Genomic DNA, 21,366 nt, shown 5'->3' on the forward strand with positions numbered 1-21,366 from the left:
TTTATATACTTTCTTTACTTTTTATAATGAAATGGACATTTCGATGAAATTTGGTTGTTATCTCGTAAAAAATACTGTTTCCATTCAAAATTATCTTCTGCTCCATATGGTTTTAACTCTGGGTGAATCGGGATGGAATCATAGTTTTTTAGTCTATTTCTCACTTGGTTGATGATCTTCTCAGCGTGTTTCGATTCGTTAAATTGTTGAAACACCCACCTTGGGGTAATAGCTAACATCAATGTAGGAAACGATCTACTATTTCTTTTTTGATGTGCTGGGGTTGCACAATACATGAAATATCTTTCACCATGAAAACTAAATTCCCACATATGGTGATTTGGATCTATCGGGATTTCCCTTGGCCATGCTTTTTTATCATAAACCATGAGTTTACTCAGCTGCTCCCAAAATATATGTTCATATTGCTCAACTGAATAGCTTTCGATAATCTCTTTGGATATTTCATAAAATACGATCAATGAAGTGTATTTGCCAAGCTCTCTCGAATGTTTCGAATAATTTCGTAATAACTCCCCTAGCTCATGGGTCGTTCGCTCCTCTGTCGGTGACCCAATAAACCCAAATCGAAGTTGATCTAATGCGAACCCAATGGTTGCCGGAATGCAAGGAAAAGGCTGTTCTTTATTGGACATTTTATCGGTGAATCGGGCAACCATTCTTTTTTTCCATGGATCAAGGAAGTCATCTCTTTTTATATCACCTTTTTTGTACCATTTGCTCAAAATAATCACCTCACGCCCTATTACATCTTATTCAATCAAACTACATTTGGGTAAATGTCTATGTAAAATAGGCACTAGCGGAGATGATTATTACTCTTTTACGTTAAAGAGGTGGACTTTCCACACCTAATTGAACCCAATCTTCTTTCGGCGGTCCATAAACCCCAAAAGGTTTTATTCCTGCTTGTCGCATAAGAACTGTAACTTGTCCACGATGATGAATAATGTGTTTGATGAGCCCCATTAGAATTTGAGCATTTGTTTCTTCTCTACCAAATGCATTTTGTACCTTTTCCAATGATTCATCTGTCCATTGTTGTTCAATCACTTCAGCTGCACTAGAACTGACGCTTTTAAACGTTTCCACTATTTCTTTTGCTGAATTGGGAACACTTTCTGCTTTTTTTACTTGATTTATTTCTAACCCAAAATCAGCTAAATAGTCTGGGATACTTGTTGTTAAGTGCCATGCAATTCTACCTAAAGTGCGACCTTCTGAATAAACTTGTTGTTTTAACGAATTATCGGTCAAACCCTCCAGCACTTTTTGAGTCAGCATTGCTTCTCGTTTCCATTCGTAAATAAAGTCTGCAATCGTTACATACATGTCTATTAGCTCCCTCCCTTCATAATGGAATAGAGGATATCTATCCTAAATACATTATAGAACATACGTTCCTTTTATTCAAGTTTTAACCTTCCTATCGCTCGAAATACAACTTCAGATTTAAGAAATATTTAGGGATTACCCCGTATAAAATTGACTTTTAATAAGTGAGACTTGCTCAGTTGAGGGTAATGGACAATTCGCACTGTGCTAATATCGAAATCAATAAAAAGCACATTAGTTAAGTATTAATAAATACACTAATGTGTTTTTCCTTTTGAACTATAACCCTCGTTTAAATGAAATAGCTCGGTACATAAGAGCTGCATCTCTACCGATTTTATCTCTTCGTTGTATATATGGCTGTAGTCTCTTCAAGAATATATCATCACAATGCTGATGAGATCGGTGTTTTCGGTAACAATCATCATGTTGCATGCAAAAAACATCTAATCGATTTAATGGCATGCCTGGTCCACTACAGCCTGGACCACAATATCGGTAACCGGGTAAACATGGCATTAGATACCTTCCCCCTTTATTTCTCGAACCTTGTCATATTATATGTTCCGTTTCCTAGTCACGAAAAGGATAGCTATCATAGGGAAAAAGTGGATTTATCATCTTGTGAAGACTGAAAGTTAGAAGGAAGGAGAGGATTCCTTCCTTCTTCCATGCTAATAAGTGATTCATTCTATAATGGATTACCTCGTGAAGGAGATTTACCTCTTCCTCTTTTTTGCTTATCAGGCATTTTTTCATCCGGATTTGTAGGAGCATAATTAGGTTTTTCTTTTTTGCGTTGTTTGGACATTTCTTTCCCTCCATGATGATAATTGAGTACTCTTATAGTAACCGGAACTAGCCTATTTATACTGATATATCCATTAATAGTAGGCCTTTATTTTCACTGATATTAATGATTGGAATATAAATAAGAATAAATATTATGCCAGCAGTGTGAACTTTGAGGACTATGCTTAACTTTCCGTTTACTAGATTCTTCATAGTTAAGCAAACCTGCTATAGAAAAGGGGATTAGGAATGAATACTTATGAAAAGAATTATTGGACGGTTTACCTCGACTTTCTGGATGACTTTGCTGCATTAGAATACAAAGGCTACTCACTAGCTCATCTTTTCCACTATGGCAGTTTAATCAGAAACAACAAGGAATTGCTCAAGTCTTTACATGATCCAACGTACACTAGCACTCTTAAAAATACAGTAAATGACTTATCTGATATTCAGCATACATTCAATAAAAAGAAAGCAACCATACAAATACCTTTTCAAAAAAAGGAGAATGGCAAAATCCTCCTGCACGATGTATATGACCTTTTACGATTTCCAAATGAAACCTTCTATCATTATTTTGACAAAAGGAAGACCTTGATCGTACAAGATACGATTCCACAAAGGAAAGAGAAAACATACCTTGTTGGATTGCAAGGTTATTCAATCCAAACCTTTGATAACTACAAAAGTGATAGGAAAGCTCCGATCAACAAACTAAAAAAAGAAGCTCAAGTCATCTTATCAAAACATCCTAATCATTTGGTCTATGATGATCCAACCTTTAGAAGTAGATTTTTTATGCAAATCGCTAAAATAGTTAACCGTGTAGAAGAAGCAGCAAATTTATTTAGAAAAGTTCCAATATCTACTGTCATTGTCCCTTCCACACATTACCCGGAAAGTCGTACCTTAGTTTTTGTTGCAGCTGGATACGGGATTCCAACGATTTGTATGCAGCACGGAATAATCGGGAAAGAATTCGGTTATATCCCAAAAATTGCAGATGTTGATGCTGTTTATGGACCGCATGATATGAATTGGTACCATAAAAATGGAGTAGACAAAGAAGGTTTAGAAATCATCGGCCATCCTCGATTTGATTTAATTAAACAAGTACCAAAATTACGACAGGAAGAAGTAAAACAAAATCTTGCCATTGATCCAACAAAGAAAACTATACTACTGATTATCCGTGGGCAACTACTCTTAGAAGAATGGACTGCTTTCCTTGATCAAATAAGTACTAATGATAACGTAAATGTAATTATCAAAGATTTTAAATATAAAAAAACCCATCCTCTTCAGGATGCCCACTCATTTGTCTATTCTTCCAAAGGATACCATCACTATGACCTTTTCAGCATAGCGGATGTAGTAGTTTCTTATCCTTCCACAGTAGCGTTGGAAGCTATGTTGGCAAAAAAACCTGTATTTATATTAGGTGAATCCTCTCCTGGTTACACCGGTTATTATGACGATATGGGAAAACTTATACAGGATGACCCACAGCAACTATCCACATTAGTCTCAGATTTTTTTACCAATAAAGAGTTACAGTCTTATATGGACAAAACAATTAGTGCATTTTTATCACACAGCTATATCAATAAAATTCCGTCTGGTCATCGGTTAATGCGTTTAATTGATAAACTTTCGAACTAATTATTTTAATAGAAAATACTGTAAATGATTCGTTATTATTTGACTAAATTAATAAATACCTGTAACTTTTTAGATGGTGATTCGTCAAATTAGGTGTAATAGTTATCAACATATCACTAATTTTTTTAGTAGAATAATAGACAATAAAGGTGAGGTATTTATTTTGAGTGAACGAAGAACAGACAGAAAAAATAGAAAAAAATCAGGCAAGTGGAAAAAACGAATATTATGGATTATTTTATTAATCATCATCGCCGTTATTGGCTACGGTATTTATTTATTTGTGAACGTTTATGATGCAACTCAAGATGCTCATGAAGAAATAGATCGACCGGATGGAAAATCAGAAAAAAGAGAAACAGATGTTACAATTGGAGACGACCCTTTTTCAATTTTATTAATTGGTGTGGAAGATTATGAAACAGATGGTGAGAATGGTCGTGCAGATACACAAATTGTTGTGACCATTAATCCAAATACAGATCAAATGACAATGACAACCGTCCCACGTGATACAAGAATGGAATTTACAGCAGAAGAAGCCGGACAATATGCTGGCTACCATAAAATAAATGCGGCCTATACGTATGGCTCTATTTTTGACTATGGGGCCAACAAGTTGACGGTGGAAAAGGTAGAACAATTGCTTGATATTCCTATTGATGAATATGTTACAGTGAATTTTGATGGATTTAGAGATATTGTGGACGCACTTGGCGGCGTTACAGTTGATATAAAAGAGCCATTCTGGGAAAAGAACTTCTATGTAGGTGGAGAGAAAATCTACTTTGAAGAAGGAATAAGCACATTAAACGGTGAAGAAGCATTAGCATTTGTCCGAATGAGAAAACGAGATGTAAATAACATCTACTCTCGTGATGAGAGACAGCGTCAATTTATCCAGGCTGCTATTGATGAAGCTATTTCTGCAGATTCATTGTTTAAAGTAGGGGAAATTACAGATATTTTAGGAGAAAATGTAACTACTAGCTTGAGTGCGAGTGAAATTTTTAATTTACAAAAAGCCTATTCTTCGATGAATACTTCGGATATTAAAACATATGAAATAGAAGGTGTAGATCAACGAATTGATGGTACTTACTATTTCCTACCGACAGAAGAAGGTTTGAATAAAGCATCACAACAGTTGAAACAGGAATTAGAACTGGAAGAAGAGAATACAAATGATTATTCTGTGGAGAATAATCAGGATATGGAATTGGAATAAGTAAAACGATTCTGATTCTGAGCATACGAAAAAGCCTGGTTGTTGGTTTATCTAACAACCAGGCTTTTTTTAGTGATTCCGATTGGGCTCGAACCAACGACCTCCACCCTGTCAAGGTGGCGCTCTCCCAGCTGAGCTACGGAATCATTCTTATATATCTAAATATAGGAGAACTCTGACTCATTGTCAATTGAAATTTAATCCGTATTATATCCTAATCCAAATGATGTTCAGATTTCAATACCTTTACAACTGTCATATTCTTAAGCATTATTGCCATTAACTCCTTTTTTTAACAGAATTTTTAACGTTGGTAAACTTTTCTGCGACCTAATATATTAAGCTTTCTATCGATTGGTAAAATTATCATAGCGATTCTTTATGTTACATTTGCTAGTCTAGTTAATAGATTAATCACAGGAGGTAATGAATTTGAAAATAAAAGTCTTGTTAACTAGTTTCTTTGTTCTTACAGGTCTTACGGTTATGCCAGGTTTCGTCGAAGGATATACAGTCAAACAAGGGGATACATTTTGGAAAATAGCACAAAAACATGGTGTATCTACGAATGAACTCATGAATGTTAATAACTACTCTTCTTCCCTTTTATACCCTGGAACGAAACTCAGTATACCAGAGTCCATTTCAGAAGCTGATAAAGAATTAATAGCAAGATTAGTACATGCTGAAGCAAAAGGAGAACCATACGCCGGAAAAGTAGCAGTGGCAACTGTTATCTTAAATCGTGTCGATCATTCGAACTTTCCAAACACTGTAAAAGGTGTTGTGTATGAAACGTATGAGAATGGAGCAATTTATGCATTTAGTCCTGTTGAAAATGGGGCAATCAATAAACCAGCGGATAGTGAAGCAAAACGTGCAGTAGAAGAAGCAATCGCTTTTCGCGGACAAGGGCAAGGATCAATTTATTTCTACAACCCAGAAACAGCTGCAAGTGCTTGGATTTTTGACCAACAAACTACAGTGAAAATTGGGAATCATGTATTTGCAAAATAAGATTATAATAAAAACTCTTTTCATTCAAATACGCATGAAACCGGACCTTAAAGTCGTGTTTCATGCGTTATTTAAAATCAATTATATTATTTTATGTCCCTCATTTTTTATCACTTTTTATATACACCTCTGCCGGCACATGGATTTCCTGATTTCCTGCAACATACGGCGCAATCTCATATTGTTGGAATACGAGAGTAATTCCGTCATCTGTAAAATAAAAAGCCGTATCCTTCGTTAATTTAATGTCTTCCTTTTTTAAGTCTGGATAAAAAATGTCTGGTCGTTCTGTGGCATACTCCCATACATAATCTCTAACAGCTTCAATCTGTTCTTTTTCAGTAAGAATATTGGTTAAATACACACGTTTTCCTTTATCGATATCAAAATTAAACGATTCAACAGTAGTGTTGCCATGTGCTCCTCCACTATATATATAGTTACTTGTCAGTATGCTCAATTTCGGTGATTGGTTATACTTCACTTCATAATCTGTTTGGTATTCTGCATGAAAATCGTATTTCTCAGCTTGCTCTTCATTTTCCTTTAATTCTTTATAAGACTCTTTTATATACTTTTGGAACGCCTTATTGATTTTATCTTCCATCCCTGTTTTTTCAGTTTCAGACACTTGCGGATATTTTAATGACTCGATATCCTTATATATCTCATCTGTTACCAGAGCTGTTTGACCATTCGCAAATACTGTTGGAGTTATCATTACGAATAATATGAAGCATAAACAGAGCTTTTTCATCTCGAAAACACACATCCTTTTTTTGTTTAGCTTACCTAGAACAAACCTAAACATACATATGTTTTTGATGAAAAAATATGGGAATAATAAACAAAAAGGTGGTGAAAAAATGTCGATTGAGCAAATCGTGATTTTACTTTTTATTGGCTATCTTATTTTTACAATTGATACAAAGAAAGAAGACTTTCCTGTTCCAACGGTACTTATATTACTTGGCATCGGGATTTCTTTTATTCCTTTTTTTGAGTCGATAGAATTGACGGAGAATACTATTTATCATATTTTTTTACCTGCCTTGTTATTTGTCTCTGCTTATCAATTTCCCATAAACGATTTTCGTCAGAATGTAAATGTAATTATTTCACTTGCAACAATTGGAATCATTTTGAATGTATTGATATTAGGTTATTTCATTTCGATCATCTCTCCTATTAGTTTGGGCGCTGCCTTTGTTATGGCTGCTATCCTAACACCTACAGATCCAGTATCAGTTGTTTCTATTATTAAGAAAGCAACCGGAAATGAACAGATTGCCAGCATGGTCGAGGGAGAATCGATGTTAAACGATGGGACTAGTATCGTACTTTTTACCACTTTATTTGCGATTGCAACAAGAGAAAAAGGATTTTCGTTTTTTGCTTTTTTTGGCGATTTTCTGCTCGTTTCCTTAGGTGGTATTGCAATCGGGCTTACCTGTGGCTATTTAGTAAGTAAAATGGTCCACTATTCTCATTATCGTAATTATCAAATTATGCTCAGTATTATTCTGGCTTATGGTTCATTCTTAATTGCTGAAGCAGTAAATGTGTCTGGTGTTTTAGCAACGGTTGCGAGTGGAATGATGATTTCATTTGAATATGGACGAGCAATAAAAGAAGCTCATTTTCGTGAATCATTAGATGGATTTTGGGAGATTGTGGAGAACAGTTTACTTGCGATATTATTTTTAGTCATCGGTATTGAAATTACCGAATATTTAGCGATAGGTTATTGGTTATATGCTATCGTCATCTTTGTCTTCATGATTTTCGCACGTTACATCATTAGTTATGCTGTAACAAAGATAATCCACCCGCTTTCCTGGCGTTACAACTTGTTAATATCGTGGGCTGGCTTAAAAGGATCGATGTCTGTCTTTTTAATTCTCACCTTATACGCCAAAAACACTAGCAGTATGAACAGTGATTGGATTGTTGGTGTCAGCTTCACCATTGTACTATTATCTTTAACCATTCAAAGTCTCAGCATGGCGCCCATTTCAAGACAGTTGCTAAAATAATGCAGTAAAAAAGAAATCCTGTTAAAATACATAATGACAAGGGGGAGTTTATGTGGGACGTAACGGAAAGATGGAAGATGCGACCATTCATAGTGAACATCTGAAAGAAGAAATCCAGATAAAGTGGTATCTTCCAGAAGGATTTACAGCTTTTAAAGATTATCAATTATGTATCATGAATGATGGCGATGATTATTTCAGGATGGGACGAGTTGCTACTTTAAGCGATCAATTACATGAAGATATAGAGATCGAAGCCACTATTTTTGTTGGTGTACATTATCAAGACAAAAATGATCGATGGGAAAAATATCATCCGAGTGGTCAACAGCAGGATGCTTATATTGCTTTTCTCGTAAAAGAAGCGATTCCTTATGTCGAGAATCATTTACATATTACACCGGTAAAGCGAATATTAATCGGAGATTCACTAGCCGGAACATTAGCATTTATGATCGCAACCCAATTTCCACATACATTTGATACGGTTATTATGCAATCACCTTATGTCGATCAAGATGTGTTGAAAAGAGCAAGCAAGGCCGCGGAATTTTCACATATTGAAGTATTTCACTCGATTGGAAAAGAAGAAACAGAGGTACACATGACAAATGGAGAAACTGCGGATTTCTTAACACCTAATCGTACTTTAAATCAGACCTTAACTGGAAAACTGCAGGTCTATCATTATGATGAATTTAATGGTAATCATACATGGAAATATTGGCAACAAGATTTAAAAGAAATATTAATCAAGATGTTAGGATAAGGGGAGAAACAATGGAATTGAAAATAGTCAATACAGAAAAGGAATTACAAGATGCCTATAAAGTTCGATTCACTGTTTTTGTAGAAGAACAAGGCGTACCGGAAGATTTAGAAATTGATGAATTAGAACAAGAAGCGCTTCATTTTATCGGATATGAGGAAGAAGAGCCGGTAGCGGCAAGCAGAATGCGCTTTGTTGATGGTTACGCCAAAATGGAGCGTATTTGTGTTTTGCAATCACAACGTGGCAAAGGTTTTGGTCGAGATATCCTGTTATTTATGGAAAGAATAGCAAAAGAAAAAGACATGGACAAATCCAAGCTAAATGCTCAAACGAGAGCAGAAGCATTTTATCAATCACTGGGGTATGAAACAATTTCCGGTGAATTCATGGATGCTGGTATCCCACATGTCACCATGACAAAATCAATATGAGACTGCCATTAGGAGCTAAAATGTAAATACATTTTAGCTTTTTAATTTGGAACCGTTTCAGCATGTATGCACATGATTGTTTTGGTATATCCTAATAAAAAATCTGATAAAGATAGGAGAAACAACTATGCATTACGGTTCCATTTTTGTAGAGACATTGTTTGGTTTTGTCATGTTGTTTATTCTAACTAAATTACTTGGAAAGACACAGATCAGACAACTTACAGCATTTGATTTTATCTCTGCACTTATTCTTGGGGAATTAGTTGGGAATGCCCTCTATGATAACGAAGTTGGCATAAGGGATATTGCTTTTGCAATTCTGTTATGGGGGGCTTTATTATATTTGACAGAAATTATTACCCAACGTTTTAAGAAAACAAGATCGATGCTAGAGGGCCAGCCGTCAATTGTTATCCATAAAGGGAAACTACAACGTGAAGAAATGAAAAAAAGCAAGCTCGATATGAATCAGTTGTTACATTTATTGCGTTCCAAAGATGTATTTTCCATTCGAGAAGTAGATTATGCTATCCTCGAAACCGATGGTACTGTTTCTGTTCTAAAGAAAACCGGCTATCAAACCCCCACACGTAATGACTTTAACCATCCCCCTGAACAAGTCATATTACCCTTTATGCTCATCAATGATGGTGAGATAATATGGGATAGTCTACATGAAATTGGAAAAGATGAAAACTGGCTAAAAGAAGAATTAAAAAAACAAGAAATCAGCTCTGTACAGGAAGTATTTTATGCTGAATATGAAATAGGCAAAAATCTATATGTTCAAGGATATTAGCAGTTAATAAAAGTAGTTCAGTTTGGGTACATCAAGTACTTCAAACTGAACTACTTTTTACATTACTTTATACAGTTGCCTCAAACTTCCCACCTTTTCCAGTGACTTCTGCATAAACGGTATGGTTGAGCTGACTTTTTTGTTCCGTTACTTGATGGCGCTTTCTTTTCTTTTGTTGGGGAATCATTATTTTTTTAGGCTCTTCTTTTGTTCGTTCCTCTTTATAACGCATGCCAAACTGGATCGGGTATAGCCTTTCAATTGGAAATGGGTCTCGCTCTTCATGTGTAACACGATTATGATACTGTTGATACTGATAATTCTCAACTGGCTTAATATATCCCATTGACGTCCATCCCCTTTCAAGGTTCTATATTATTATATACCCATATTTTCGGAAAATGAATCATACTTTTGTCCGTCAAAAGAGAATTTTGTGATCGTGAAGCATTTATTGGAGAGCTACCCTAGAAAAATAAAACAGATAGCTTCTCACGAAAAAGCTATCTGTTTTATTATTAGAGCCATGAAAATGGCGGACGCACGTCTTTATCTTTGTCATCATCATCATCTTGTTCGTCTTCCACATCCTCGACAGTTTCTTTTTCAAGCAGTTCCTCGTCTTCGGCTTCCACTGCACGTGGACCAAAGAAAGGATCATGACGTCGAGTTGGCTCAATGCGAACATTATCTGCTTTGATAACTAAGTCTTTCACATAAATCACTTTCTTCTTCTCTGACACGTTCTTCACTCCTTCTTTCTTTTATATCAAAATGTACTAGGTTTCAAATGGTCATTACATCTTATGCAACAGGCAAAGAATAGTGTCATTTATCACGATATTATAGACCGAACATGTTAATTTCTTTAATTTGATCCAACGGAACAGATACCGGTCTCGGTTTACTTGCTACTTTTATAATTACCATGTCGTTTTGATAATCTTCAATTAGTCCTATATACTTTTTCCGTTCCGTTATTAACTCACATTTTACTTTTGGAACATGAAAAGGCATAGAAGCAAAATACATTACTTTTTCCTTTATAGTCATCTCATTAAATTTTTTATTCTTTAGCTGATTCTTCGAATAATACTGATTAGAAATATCTTGAGACTGCTGTGGCTTCTCGTAGGCACTGACAGAATGATATTGTGACTGCATGGTTCGCTTTGGTTCTGCCATATTGGGTTGTGTAATATATAGCTTTGGTAATTCTCGTTTCTCACTTGTGGAGTCCATCTTCTCTACCTCCTTATAACAATGCATATTTATATATATGACAAACGTCTAATGCTTGTGAAAAAAAAATCAAACCTAATTATGGAAAACAAGGCTTCTGTCTATACAGATAGTCAAATTCTTCATAGATTATTAGTGTTAACGAAATCTTTTTTAGAAGAGGAGTGTAGTTTAATGGGAAGAAAAGTAGGATGCAATGATGACGTAGCAGGAATTGAAACTGGAAGTGACTGTGTCTGCGATGTTGTCCGTGCAATTGCTGATGCACAAGATAACGTTGTAGAAATGGAATGTGATGTAAGCTGTGCACGATCTATCCAAGATTTAGTAGCACCTGTGAGCGGTAACGGCTTAGATACAGTACCTTTTATTTTATATGATAAAAAAGGTAAACCATTTAAAGGATTCGGAGCTGAAATTAGTGATGGTCAATTTGAATGCTTCAGCAGCTTTATTTTCCGTGTAAATGAAGTGGATGATGAAGACTGTTGCGCAGTACTAGAACTATTAGTATTTGACAACGATGACGAAGCTTGCGGCGATCCATGTGAACAACTTGACAACGAACAAGTTGAAGATTTAGAACGTACTGGAATCTGTATCACTGTAGACTTAAATTGCTTCTGTGCAATTACTTGCCTACCAGCTGTTTCTGTATTTTAATAATCGTTAATACTCTTCCAGCGATAACAAGCTGGAAGAGTTTTTTGTTTATTTAACCATATTACTTGAATTAGCCCAGCAACTTCTGATAAAATCCGACACGTTGTGTAAAAACGGTGAATAGTTAGCAACAGAAAAGGGTAAAGTAAATTGTGCACTCATACACAAAACAATTTTGGAAAGGATGTTAAGATGAAAAAGGTTACAAATGTCTTTTATATTTCTCTGGCAATTTCACTGCTATTTATTATATGGGGGATTATTCCTAAAGACGTATTACCAGAATGGAACCTTGACCATGTCACTTCTCTTATTCAAGGTTTTCTGGTAACGCGGTTTGGTTGGTTCTATTTATTAGTTACTACTGCTTTTGTCATTTTTGCGATATTTTTAATTGTCTCTAAATATGGAAACATTGTGCTTGGCAAAGATGGAGACAAGCCCGAATACAATTACTTAACATGGTTTGGTATGCTATTTAGTGCTGGTATGGGAATTGGTCTAGTATTTTGGGGCGCAGCAGAACCAGTTTGGCATTTACATGATCCACCATATCCAACCGGCAGTGAAGCAGCAGCGGCTCGTGTAGCTATGCAACATAGTTTCTTTCACTGGGGTTTTCATCCATGGGCAGTATATGCCACATTAGCCCTTGCACTAGCCTATTTTCAATTCAGAAAAGACGAGCCTGGTTTAATTAGCAGCACCTTGAAGCCTCTTTATGGTGATAGAATGAATGGTGGCTATGGTACATTAATTAATGTAATTGCTGTATTTGCAACGATATTTGGGGTTGCTACCTCATTAGGTCTTGGTGCACAACAAATTGGTAGTGGTTTAGAATTTGTTTCGAATAATATTTCGAATACTATCTATACGCAACTTATTATTATTGCAACGGTTACAGTACTATTCATGCTTTCGGCATTGACCGGTTTGAACAAGGGAATAAAAATTCTAAGTACCACCAACATTGTTGTAGCTATTCTATTAATGCTCTTCTTATTATTTACTGGTCCAACAAACTTCATTATGAATTTCTTTACTACGACATTAGGCTCTTATATTTCCAACTTACCTGAAATGAGTTTCCGTATGGCGCCTTTTAATGAAGAAAATGCGCACTGGTTAGAAGATTGGACGATTTTCTACTGGGCTTGGTGGATCGCGTGGGCTCCATTTGTTGGTATGTTTATTGCCCGTGTATCCCGTGGTCGTACGGTTAGGGAGTTCGTTGTTGGGGTCTTGCTAGTACCTACCATTTTTGGTGCACTATGGTTTAGTATTTTTGGCGGATCAGCTATTCACCTAGAAATGAACGAAAATATCGATATACTTAGCATCATGAATGAATCCGGCTCAGAAGCGGCACTATTTACCGTTTTGGAAAACTTTCCATTAAGCTTAATAATGTCAGTACTAGCCGTATTACTGATCAGTACATTCTTTATTACATCAGCTGACTCGGCAACTTTCGTCCTTGGGATGCAAACAACAAATGGCGAATTGAATCCAGATATTAAGGTGAAAGTTGCATGGGGATTTGTTCAATCAGGAACTGCAGCTGTATTATTGTGGCAAGGTGGTTTAGGAGCGTTACAAACCGCATCGATCATTGCGGCTTTCCCATTTGCCATTATTATGATTATGGTGATCTTCTCGATATTTAAAGCATTCAGAGAAGAAGCACGTCTATATACATTAAAACGGAAAAAAAGAGAGCAGAATTAAAAGAGAAGGGTTTTACCTTCTCTTTTTTCCTTTCTCTCGATTTATTTAATCCTCTTCACTGGTTTATCTTTCCGATCTAAATCAGCGATCCCAACCAATGAATATATAAGCTACTACATTCCCATTTTTCGCAGATTATTTTACATCCTTTGCTAATACAAGCAAAAAAATAAAGCCCATAATCATGAGCTTTATTCATATTTCGCCAATCTATTTTGTTCTTCTTCCTCTGTTAGTAATCGAGTTGCTTTACCTACATCACCATTTTGTAATGTCCATACTCTATTATGGTCTTCCACAGCTTGGGAGAAGTCTCCTTCTTCCCATCTTGTTAAAATATCTCGGTAAACCTCTTCATGTTGGTAGGTTTGAATATCTAACACTTCTAGTAAGAAATCGATTCGTTCAGGGGTGATTTTATAAAATCCATACATACGATCAGCATACACCTTTTGGTGAGCCATATAGTTGATATATTTTTGATATTGTGATTCTTCAAGTGTTTTTTTAGTAAACGTATCTCCGAAAGGATTTATATAATCAGCATCCTTGTTTTCTTCTTTCTTTTCTTGCGATAATTCTTTAATTTCCTGATCGCCAGTTTCCTCAACTTCTTCTATATCAGTCAAATTATCATCAGTTTTCGTGTCATCTTCCTGTGATTGTGTTTCAACACCTGTAAACAAATCAATAGATATAAATACAATCATTCCGATAAATCCTATGATGACAATACTTAAAACCCACTTATATATTTTATTCCCCATGATAAGAATTTCCTCCTATGGTTCATTTTATATAAGCCTAACTTGGAATTATTATACTTTCAAGTCTTTAAGTACATTCTTTCAGAGTGGAAAACAACCTCGTTTTAGCTAGAAATTCTTTTAAGTATCTAAAAAACGTTGTTTATCTTCTGGCTTTGGAATCATACATTGATCTTTTTTACCAAACCAACGGTAGCGATTTTTAGCTAGAATGGTATAGAAAATATCACGAACTGGTTTTGGTATAACAAGAAATATGACAAAAAATTGATAAAATCCTTTCAGCTCTTTAGCTATACGTAAAGCTGCCGTAGACTTTGTATAAACACGATCTTTTTCAATCAAAACCATACTATCCATATCTTGTGAGGCACGGTGTTTTGTTAATAATTGTTGGCCCTTTTCACTTTGTAACGATGCGAATTGGAACTTGAGAGTGGGATCTCTCTTGATTATAAACTGCACACTGCTACTGCAAAAATTACAGACACCATCAAATAAAATGATTCGTTTCATACATAGCACCTCTTTTAATCAGTGTATCAAATGTTGGTATAGTAATACAAAAGCAAATGCTTAAGTTAACAACTACTTTCACATCCTCTGCCATGTATAGCTCTTGAGATATACTTGATTATAGTAATCAAGTTCACATAAAATTATCCTTTATACAGAGTAAACATCCCACTTCATTATCCGAAGTGGGATGTTTCTATACATATTCAAGTATTTGTTGCAGTTCTTCCACATATTCCGCTGATCCCGTCACAACTAAGCGGTCGTTCAATTTCAATTCTGTATCTCCATGTGGAACAATGGAATCCTTACCACGGAAAATACGAACCATAATAACGTCACCTGTAAACGGAAACTCTCGAAGTAGTGTACCATCATAATTAACGTTATTCATATTGATTTCATACAACGCACTGTCTTGTTGCGTAAAGATATTTACAACATTTGGTGACTCAATTAATGCTTTCAATAGTGTTTTAGATGACATTAATACAGAGAAAACATCGATACCAATTTCCTGTAACCTTTTTTCAGTAACTGGATTTTCGATACGAGCAATAACTCTTTCTACACCATGTTCCTTAGCATACGTAGCAATTTCCTCATTCTTGTATTCATTTCCAGTAGAAACGACAACAATATCATGATCAAATACACCGGATGCTTCGAGTGTATCCAGTCCATAGTTATCAAGCTCATTAATATCAAAAATAGTACGACCTTTTTTGACATCCAGTTTTTCTTGTTTTGTATGGAATAAATGCGTCTCAAATTCTTTCGGATCCAATTCACGAACAACCGGAATGGTTGCTTGATTTGTACCAATGAAAGAAACGGTTTGCTGATAGTCTACTTCTTCTTGATTCTCATAATATTTCTTAAAGAATGACGGTGTAATAATACATGATAGCACAGCAACTAACACAAGCGCACCATGCATTTCACTTGAAATAATCTCTAGTCGTTCACCAATCGTTGCAGCAGCGATAACTAGCGATAATGTCGAAGTTAATAGCATACTTGCTGCAACGACCGTTTTGGTATCATACCATTTTTTCAGAACAGCAACCGGTATAACCTTTGAAATCAAGAGCGCAATAAATAATAAAGGAATCAACGCTAATACTTTTGGTTCATCAAATAATGCCCATAAATCTAAGTCTACTCCCACCATCACAAAGAAAATAGGAATTAAAAAACCATAGCCAAAGCTGTCCAATTTTTGTACTAACTCTTGATTTGGTGCTAATAACGAGACTAATGCTCCAGCTAAAAAAGCACCAAGAATATTTTCTGCCCCTACCGATTCCGATAAAGCTACAAGGAAAATGATTAAAGTAAACACTGCCCTTGTCCCAATTTGAATCGTTCCTTTAGACATTGTTTCAATAAACGACTGATTGCGGAAATATTTGCCGACAAAATACAGTAAGACACCAACACCAAATAGGATTAGCAATAACCACATATTGCCGGATTCTTCACCATAGAATGATACGAATACTGCCAATAAAATCATAGTAACTAAATCGGCAATGACAGCAATTAATAAAATCGTTTGTCCTACGGTAGTTTGCATCGCTTGTGCTTCCTTTAGTGTAGGAACCACAACCCCTAATGATATCGTAGAAATAATTAACGTCATTAAGTAAACATTATCGATAAATCCAAATAAGACAAATAGATAAGACAGGAAGAATGATAAGATTAAAATGCCAACAAAAACAAGACTGGCTAATAAGACTGGATTAGGCATTTTTTCCGTCATATTCTTTTGATTTTTTCGTTGTTTTTTACTAGAAAAAATCGAAAAATCTATTTCCAAACCACTAAGAAACATTAAGAAAATAAAACCTAATGTCGATAATGTTTCTAGCCAGTTACTCTCTTCAACAAGGTTAAATCCACTATTCCCAATGATCAAACCTATGATAATTTCCGCCACCACAACAGGAATCATCTTCAACCGAAATCTGTGTAACAGTATTGGTGTTAAAAATGCTGCGATGATGACTATAACTAATGAACTAACAGACTCAGCATGCTCCATCTTACCGCACACTCCTTTCTCCTTAAACTAAGAAGCTCATAAACGCCGTTGCTAAACCAAAATAGATAAAAATGGAAATCAAATCATTTAATGTTGTGATAAATGGTCCTGATGCTACTGCCGGATCGATATTAAAGCGGTCCATCATCATGGGAACAAAAGCTCCAGATATAGTTGCTATTAATAGCGTAGCCATCAATGAAATCCCCACTATGATTCCTAAAAAGAATTGATTATACACTAAGCTAATAAGCAAGATAATGATAATTCCACAACAAAAACCTGTAATTAAGCCTGTCTTTGTTTCTCTCCAAATCACTTTTATTTTTCCTTTTTTTTCTAGCTCTCCTGTTGAAATACTTCTTACAGCTACTGCCAATGCTTGCGTGCCTGTGTTTCCTGCCATCCCGGCTATTAATGGAATAAAAGCTGCCAAGATGGCTACTTCTTCTAAAGCCGCTTCAAAGCGGGTTATGATACTGGCAGTAAGCATGCCAAGGAATAGTAGCGCTATTAACCATGGTAACCTTTTTTTAGCAGAGGAAATAGCTGTATCACTACTACTTTCAACATCAGAAATACCAGCTAACTTGGAATAATCATCACTTGCTTCTTCATCCATAACGTCCATAATATCATCGACAGTTATAATACCTAATAGATGATCTTGAAAATCGACAACTGGAAGTGCCAAAAAGTCGTAGTCTCGCATCATTTGTGCGATATCCTCTTGATCTTCTCCAACTGGTACGGAGACAACGCGCTCACTCATAACATCTTGAATAAGCCATTCACCTTCCGCAATAATTAAATCTCTTAATGATATAACACCGACAAGTTTCTTAAAAGAATCGACAACATAAATATAATAAATCGTCTCGGCAGAAGGAGCTTCTTTTCTTAAATGCCTCATCGCCTCTTTGACGGTCATTTGTGTATGAATTACAACAAATTCTGTAGTCATAATACTACCGGCTGTTTTCTCTTCATAATGAAGCAATTCTTTAATTTCTTCTGAAGATTTCTTATCCATTATCGTTAAAAAACTTGCTACTTTATTTTTATCAAGCTCATTTAAAATGTCTACCGCATCATCCGTTGACATTTGTTCCAATACTTTTGCTGCAAATGCTGGAACCATCTCCGTGATAAACGCTTCAACTAAATCTTCATCAACTTGCTCAATCACATCAGCCATTTCTTCTGGGGATAGATAGGAATAAATTATAAAGCGGATGTCCTCATCTTGTTCTTCAAAAATCTTTGCCTGATCATAAGGATGCAACTCTAAAAATTCCGCTCGAAATTTGTCTATTTGTTCATCAAATAATGCTTTCTGAATTTTTTCCCACATTTCCAATCGCTCATGCTGTTCTAAATGTTCCATTACCGTCCCCCCTTACTTACAATGACTTATTCTTTACCTAGGGATGTTAAAAGAATAACACAAATTTCGAAAAAAAACGCTAATTTTACACATTCTTATCAAAAGAAGATGTTACAATAAAGTGTGACTTTCATCAGTAGGGTGGTTTATCCCCACTGAAAATTATTGTTTTTATTCTCAAAAAACCATTTATACACTATACTAGGAATAGACTATATTTTTCAAGAAAGAAAGGTTCAATCATTATGTCAGAAAACAACTCGAATTCAAAGCTTGATTATTCATTGATTTTAATTATTATTTTGCTTGCGATTATAAGCGTTTTTACTTTATATACATTAGATCCATATTTGAGCCAAAAACCTTTGTATCAGAATATGTATTTAAAACAAATGGTCTGGTATATAGCTGGATCAATGGTTATAGCTGTGATTATGATGTTTGACTATGATCGGTTTCGCCAAGTTTCCTGGCTGCTTTATGGACTTGGTGTTCTATCGTTGCTTATGCTTTATTTCCATTTTCCTCCTGATATCGCGAAAGAGGTAAATGGAGCTTGGGGCTGGTTTGAGTTTCCTGTTCTAGGAACGATTCAACCAGCTGAATTTATGAAAATCTTTCTCATTATCTTCTTGGCTCATATCATGGTCGCACATAATGAGAAATATCCAGTGCATACCGTAAAGATGGATCTTTGGTTATTATGTAAAATGGGATTTATCACGCTTATTCCTATTTTCTTCCTATTAAACCAACCTGACCTTGGTGGTGTATTAGTCTTGGTTGCCATTACTGCCTGCATGGTTCTTGTATCTGGTATTAAATGGCGGATTATTTTAACTATTTTTGGTACATTTCTTATTTGTTTTGTAGCTGCAATCACTATGTACTTGACAAACCCGGAAGAAGTGAATCAATTCCTCTATGATCAAGAACTTGATCACGTAGTCGAGCGATTTCAAGGTTGGTTATTTCCTGATGAATACAGTCAAGGTGGTGCCTATCAAACATTAAAAGCAATGTTGGCTATTGGTTCTGGACAATTATCAGGTAAAGGGATGGGAGACCTTCAAGCTGCCTATCAAGTACCAGAATATCATACAGATTATATATTTACGTCTATCGCTGAACAATTTGGCTTTTTCGGTTCTAGTGCTGTAATCCTTATTTACTTTTTGCTCATTTACAGGCTTATTTATATTGCACTAAGATGTAAAGATCCGTTTGCCAGTTATATGGTAACCGGCATTATTGGTATGTTTACCTATCAAGTATTTCAAAACATTGGAATGTCGATTCAATTACTTCCTGTAACTGGGTTACCATTGCCTTTTATCAGCTATGGTGGTAGTTCAACCCTTACCTATATGATTGCAATCGGAATTGTTTTAAGTGTCTTTTATCGTATAAAAACCTATATGTTTGACGAATCATAAAGGAAGAGTTTTAGTTCTGACTGATTATTAGCTAACAGGTAATACATGGTATTCATGGAACAAACGGATAGGAGTTATTTCAATGAAATTAGATATTATCGGCGATATTCATGGTTGCTATCAGGAACTTCAAACACTGCTTAAGGAATTAGGGTATCAATGGAAAAACGGTAAAATCCATCATCCCGAAAATAGAATAATTGCTTTTGTAGGAGATTTAACTGATCGAGGGCCTCGTTCTCTTGATGTGATTCGTATTGTCTATCAGATTGTTGTGGAACAGAAATTCGGCTATTATGTGCCAGGCAATCACTGTGATAAACTGTATCGTTTCTTTCTAGGCAATAATGTGAAACAACAACATGGTTTAGAAACAACCGTAGCAGAATATCAACAATTATCTAAACAAGATCAAGACGAAGTAAAAGAGATGATGATGACACTTTATGAGGATGCGCCGTTATATCATGTGATCGATGAATTAAATACCGTGATTGCACATGCTGGGATTCCCGAAAAATATTTCGGGAGACATGATAAAAAGGTGAAAACTTTTGTGTTATACGGAGATATCACCGGTGAAAAGCATGATGATGGTAGACCAGTTCGTAGGGATTGGGCACAAGATTATCATGGTGACAAATGGATTGTTTACGGACACACTCCAGTTTTAGAACCGAGATTTGTGAACCAAACAGTAAACATTGATACTGGTTGCGTATTCGGAAATAAGCTGACAGCCTTTCGCTTACCAGAAGAAGAAATAGTCAGTGTCAAGTCCTCCATGCCATTTGTTGAAGAGAAATTTAGATATTGAAAAGCATAATTAGCTAAAAAAGTTCCGATCATTCGTTGACCGGAACTTTTTGGTTAGTATATTATTTATTTAAGATTTCTACGTTACCACTTCTATTCCCCATCACAACTGTATCGGCCATATGAATAAATAGGCCATTTTCAACTACTCCAGGAATCATATTTAAGGTATGGTTTAGTTTGTAAGGGTCTTGTATTTTTTCAAAATAGCAATCCAAGATATAATTCCCGTTATCTGTAATGAGTGGTGAGTTCTCTTTAGTGCGTAATGTAGAATTGCAACCTAATCTACTTATCTGTTTACTCGTCATTTCCCAACCAAAAGGGACAATTTCAACTGGTAAGGGGAATGCACCTAAATGACGAACGTATTTTGATTCATCGATAACGATAAGGAGCCTTTGCGAAATGGATGCCACCATTTTTTCACGTAATAAAGCTCCTCCACCACCCTTGATTAGTTCGAAATTTGGATTGACTTCATCCGCTCCATCTATAGTTAAATCCAAATGGTTGACAGAAGACAGATTCACTAATGGAATACCTAAATCTTCTGCGAGAGTTTCCGTGCTAGTAGAAGTTGGTACGCCTTTAATATCAAGTCCTTTTTTTACTAACTCAGCTAACGCTACAATAGTCCAATAAACGGTTGAACCAGT

Annotated in this window: 23 protein-coding genes and 1 tRNA gene; 11 read left to right on the forward strand and 13 right to left on the reverse strand. The window is 35.5% G+C overall.

Going from position 1 to position 21,366, the window contains the following annotated elements:
- Positions 1-14: 14 nt before the first annotated feature.
- The 3 genes from GH715_RS17535 to GH715_RS17545 form a co-directional block, all read right to left on the reverse strand.
- Positions 15-755, reverse strand: coding sequence for a YqcI/YcgG family protein (locus GH715_RS17535; protein ID WP_324186974.1), 741 nt, complete (start codon positions 753-755; stop codon positions 15-17).
- A 94-nt stretch (positions 756-849) separates the two neighbouring features.
- Positions 850-1,353: a DinB family protein gene (locus GH715_RS17540; RefSeq protein ID WP_153834056.1), complete on the reverse strand. Its 504-nt coding sequence runs from the start codon at positions 1,351-1,353 to the stop codon at positions 850-852.
- Between the two features lie 282 nt (positions 1,354-1,635).
- Complete coding sequence (locus GH715_RS17545) at positions 1,636-1,875, reverse strand: Parvovirus coat protein VP1-like protein (protein ID WP_153834055.1); 240 nt, start codon at positions 1,873-1,875, stop codon at positions 1,636-1,638.
- A 522-nt stretch (positions 1,876-2,397) separates the two neighbouring features.
- Between GH715_RS17545 and GH715_RS17550 the strand changes: the two genes are divergently transcribed.
- Positions 2,398-3,813, forward strand: a complete 1,416-nt coding sequence (locus GH715_RS17550; protein ID WP_153834054.1) for a hypothetical protein — start codon at positions 2,398-2,400, stop codon at positions 3,811-3,813.
- 163 nt (positions 3,814-3,976) lie between these two features.
- A complete protein-coding gene (locus tag GH715_RS17555; RefSeq protein ID WP_153834053.1) occupies positions 3,977-5,041 on the forward strand; it encodes an LCP family protein in 1,065 nt (354 codons plus the stop codon).
- Between the two features lie 73 nt (positions 5,042-5,114).
- Here GH715_RS17555 and GH715_RS17560 read toward each other — a convergent pair.
- Positions 5,115-5,187, reverse strand: a tRNA-Val gene (locus GH715_RS17560).
- Between the two features lie 340 nt (positions 5,188-5,527).
- Between GH715_RS17560 and GH715_RS17565 the strand changes: the two genes are divergently transcribed.
- Entirely contained in the window at positions 5,528-6,058 is a 531-nt protein-coding gene (locus GH715_RS17565) for a cell wall hydrolase (RefSeq protein ID WP_390308501.1), read from the forward strand.
- 100 nt (positions 6,059-6,158) lie between these two features.
- Here GH715_RS17565 and GH715_RS17570 read toward each other — a convergent pair whose 3' ends face one another.
- The gene (locus GH715_RS17570) at positions 6,159-6,815 is read right to left on the reverse strand and encodes a DUF3298 and DUF4163 domain-containing protein (RefSeq protein WP_153834051.1); all 657 of its coding nucleotides are present in this window, start codon (positions 6,813-6,815) and stop codon (positions 6,159-6,161) included.
- A 109-nt stretch (positions 6,816-6,924) separates the two neighbouring features.
- On the opposite strand from GH715_RS17570, the gene GH715_RS17575 reads away from it, so the two are divergent.
- The 4 genes from GH715_RS17575 to GH715_RS17590 all read left to right on the forward strand — a co-directional run bounded on the left by GH715_RS17575 (position 6,925) and on the right by GH715_RS17590 (position 10,099).
- Positions 6,925-8,094: a cation:proton antiporter gene (locus tag GH715_RS17575; RefSeq protein ID WP_153834050.1), complete on the forward strand. Its 1,170-nt coding sequence runs from the start codon at positions 6,925-6,927 to the stop codon at positions 8,092-8,094.
- A gap of 52 nt (positions 8,095-8,146) precedes the next feature.
- Positions 8,147-8,863 carry an alpha/beta hydrolase gene (locus tag GH715_RS17580; protein ID WP_163578740.1) on the forward strand — a complete coding sequence of 239 codons (717 nt, stop codon included), beginning with the start codon at positions 8,147-8,149 and terminating at the stop codon, positions 8,861-8,863.
- 11 nt (positions 8,864-8,874) lie between these two features.
- On the forward strand, positions 8,875-9,297 hold the full coding sequence (locus GH715_RS17585) for a GNAT family N-acetyltransferase (protein WP_153834049.1): 423 nt from the start codon (positions 8,875-8,877) through the stop codon (positions 9,295-9,297).
- 127 nt (positions 9,298-9,424) lie between these two features.
- Positions 9,425-10,099 carry a DUF421 domain-containing protein gene (locus GH715_RS17590; RefSeq protein ID WP_153834048.1) on the forward strand — a complete coding sequence of 225 codons (675 nt, stop codon included), beginning with the start codon at positions 9,425-9,427 and terminating at the stop codon, positions 10,097-10,099.
- A 67-nt stretch (positions 10,100-10,166) separates the two neighbouring features.
- On the opposite strand, the gene GH715_RS17595 is transcribed toward GH715_RS17590, so the two are convergent.
- The 3 genes from GH715_RS17595 to GH715_RS17605 all read right to left on the reverse strand — a co-directional run bounded on the left by GH715_RS17595 (position 10,167) and on the right by GH715_RS17605 (position 11,341).
- On the reverse strand, positions 10,167-10,445 hold the full coding sequence (locus tag GH715_RS17595; RefSeq protein WP_153834047.1) for a hypothetical protein: 279 nt from the start codon (positions 10,443-10,445) through the stop codon (positions 10,167-10,169).
- Between the two features lie 172 nt (positions 10,446-10,617).
- On the reverse strand, positions 10,618-10,842 hold the full coding sequence (locus tag GH715_RS17600; protein ID WP_153834046.1) for a hypothetical protein: 225 nt from the start codon (positions 10,840-10,842) through the stop codon (positions 10,618-10,620).
- A 100-nt stretch (positions 10,843-10,942) separates the two neighbouring features.
- Positions 10,943-11,341 (reverse strand): CotO family spore coat protein, encoded by a 399-nt coding sequence (locus GH715_RS17605; RefSeq protein ID WP_163578741.1) that lies wholly within the window; start codon positions 11,339-11,341, stop codon positions 10,943-10,945.
- A 174-nt stretch (positions 11,342-11,515) separates the two neighbouring features.
- On the opposite strand from GH715_RS17605, the gene GH715_RS17610 reads away from it, so the two are divergent.
- Positions 11,516-12,004, forward strand: coding sequence for a CotY/CotZ family spore coat protein (locus tag GH715_RS17610; RefSeq protein ID WP_153834044.1), 489 nt, complete (start codon positions 11,516-11,518; stop codon positions 12,002-12,004).
- Positions 12,005-12,196: 192 nt separating this feature from the next.
- On the forward strand, positions 12,197-13,735 hold the full coding sequence (locus tag GH715_RS17615; protein WP_153834043.1) for a glycine betaine uptake BCCT transporter: 1,539 nt from the start codon (positions 12,197-12,199) through the stop codon (positions 13,733-13,735).
- A 191-nt stretch (positions 13,736-13,926) separates the two neighbouring features.
- Here GH715_RS17615 and GH715_RS17620 read toward each other — a convergent pair whose 3' ends face one another.
- The 4 genes from GH715_RS17620 to mgtE all read right to left on the reverse strand — a co-directional run bounded on the left by GH715_RS17620 (position 13,927) and on the right by mgtE (position 18,455).
- Positions 13,927-14,502 carry a DUF6241 domain-containing protein gene (locus GH715_RS17620; RefSeq protein ID WP_153834042.1) on the reverse strand — a complete coding sequence of 192 codons (576 nt, stop codon included), beginning with the start codon at positions 14,500-14,502 and terminating at the stop codon, positions 13,927-13,929.
- 120 nt (positions 14,503-14,622) lie between these two features.
- The gene (locus GH715_RS17625) at positions 14,623-15,018 is read right to left on the reverse strand and encodes a thiol-disulfide oxidoreductase DCC family protein (RefSeq protein ID WP_153834041.1); all 396 of its coding nucleotides are present in this window, start codon (positions 15,016-15,018) and stop codon (positions 14,623-14,625) included.
- Between the two features lie 196 nt (positions 15,019-15,214).
- Positions 15,215-17,068: a monovalent cation:proton antiporter family protein gene (locus tag GH715_RS17630; protein ID WP_153834040.1), complete on the reverse strand. Its 1,854-nt coding sequence runs from the start codon at positions 17,066-17,068 to the stop codon at positions 15,215-15,217.
- 22 nt (positions 17,069-17,090) lie between these two features.
- On the reverse strand, positions 17,091-18,455 hold the full coding sequence (mgtE, locus tag GH715_RS17635; protein WP_153834039.1) for a magnesium transporter: 1,365 nt from the start codon (positions 18,453-18,455) through the stop codon (positions 17,091-17,093).
- A gap of 245 nt (positions 18,456-18,700) precedes the next feature.
- Between mgtE and GH715_RS17640 the strand changes: the two genes are divergently transcribed.
- Entirely contained in the window at positions 18,701-19,891 is a 1,191-nt protein-coding gene (locus tag GH715_RS17640) for an FtsW/RodA/SpoVE family cell cycle protein (protein ID WP_153834038.1), read from the forward strand.
- An 82-nt stretch (positions 19,892-19,973) separates the two neighbouring features.
- Entirely contained in the window at positions 19,974-20,708 is a 735-nt protein-coding gene (gene prpE, locus GH715_RS17645; RefSeq protein WP_153834037.1) for a bis(5'-nucleosyl)-tetraphosphatase PrpE, read from the forward strand.
- A 61-nt stretch (positions 20,709-20,769) separates the two neighbouring features.
- Here the strand turns inward: prpE and rpiA are convergent.
- Positions 20,770-21,366 (reverse strand): ribose-5-phosphate isomerase RpiA (gene rpiA, locus GH715_RS17650; RefSeq protein ID WP_163578742.1); only part of this gene is annotated, 597 nt, incomplete at its 5' end.

It is taken from the genome of Gracilibacillus thailandensis, from assembly GCF_010994055.1.
Taxonomy (GTDB): domain Bacteria; phylum Bacillota; class Bacilli; order Bacillales; family Amphibacillaceae; genus Gracilibacillus; species Gracilibacillus lacisalsi.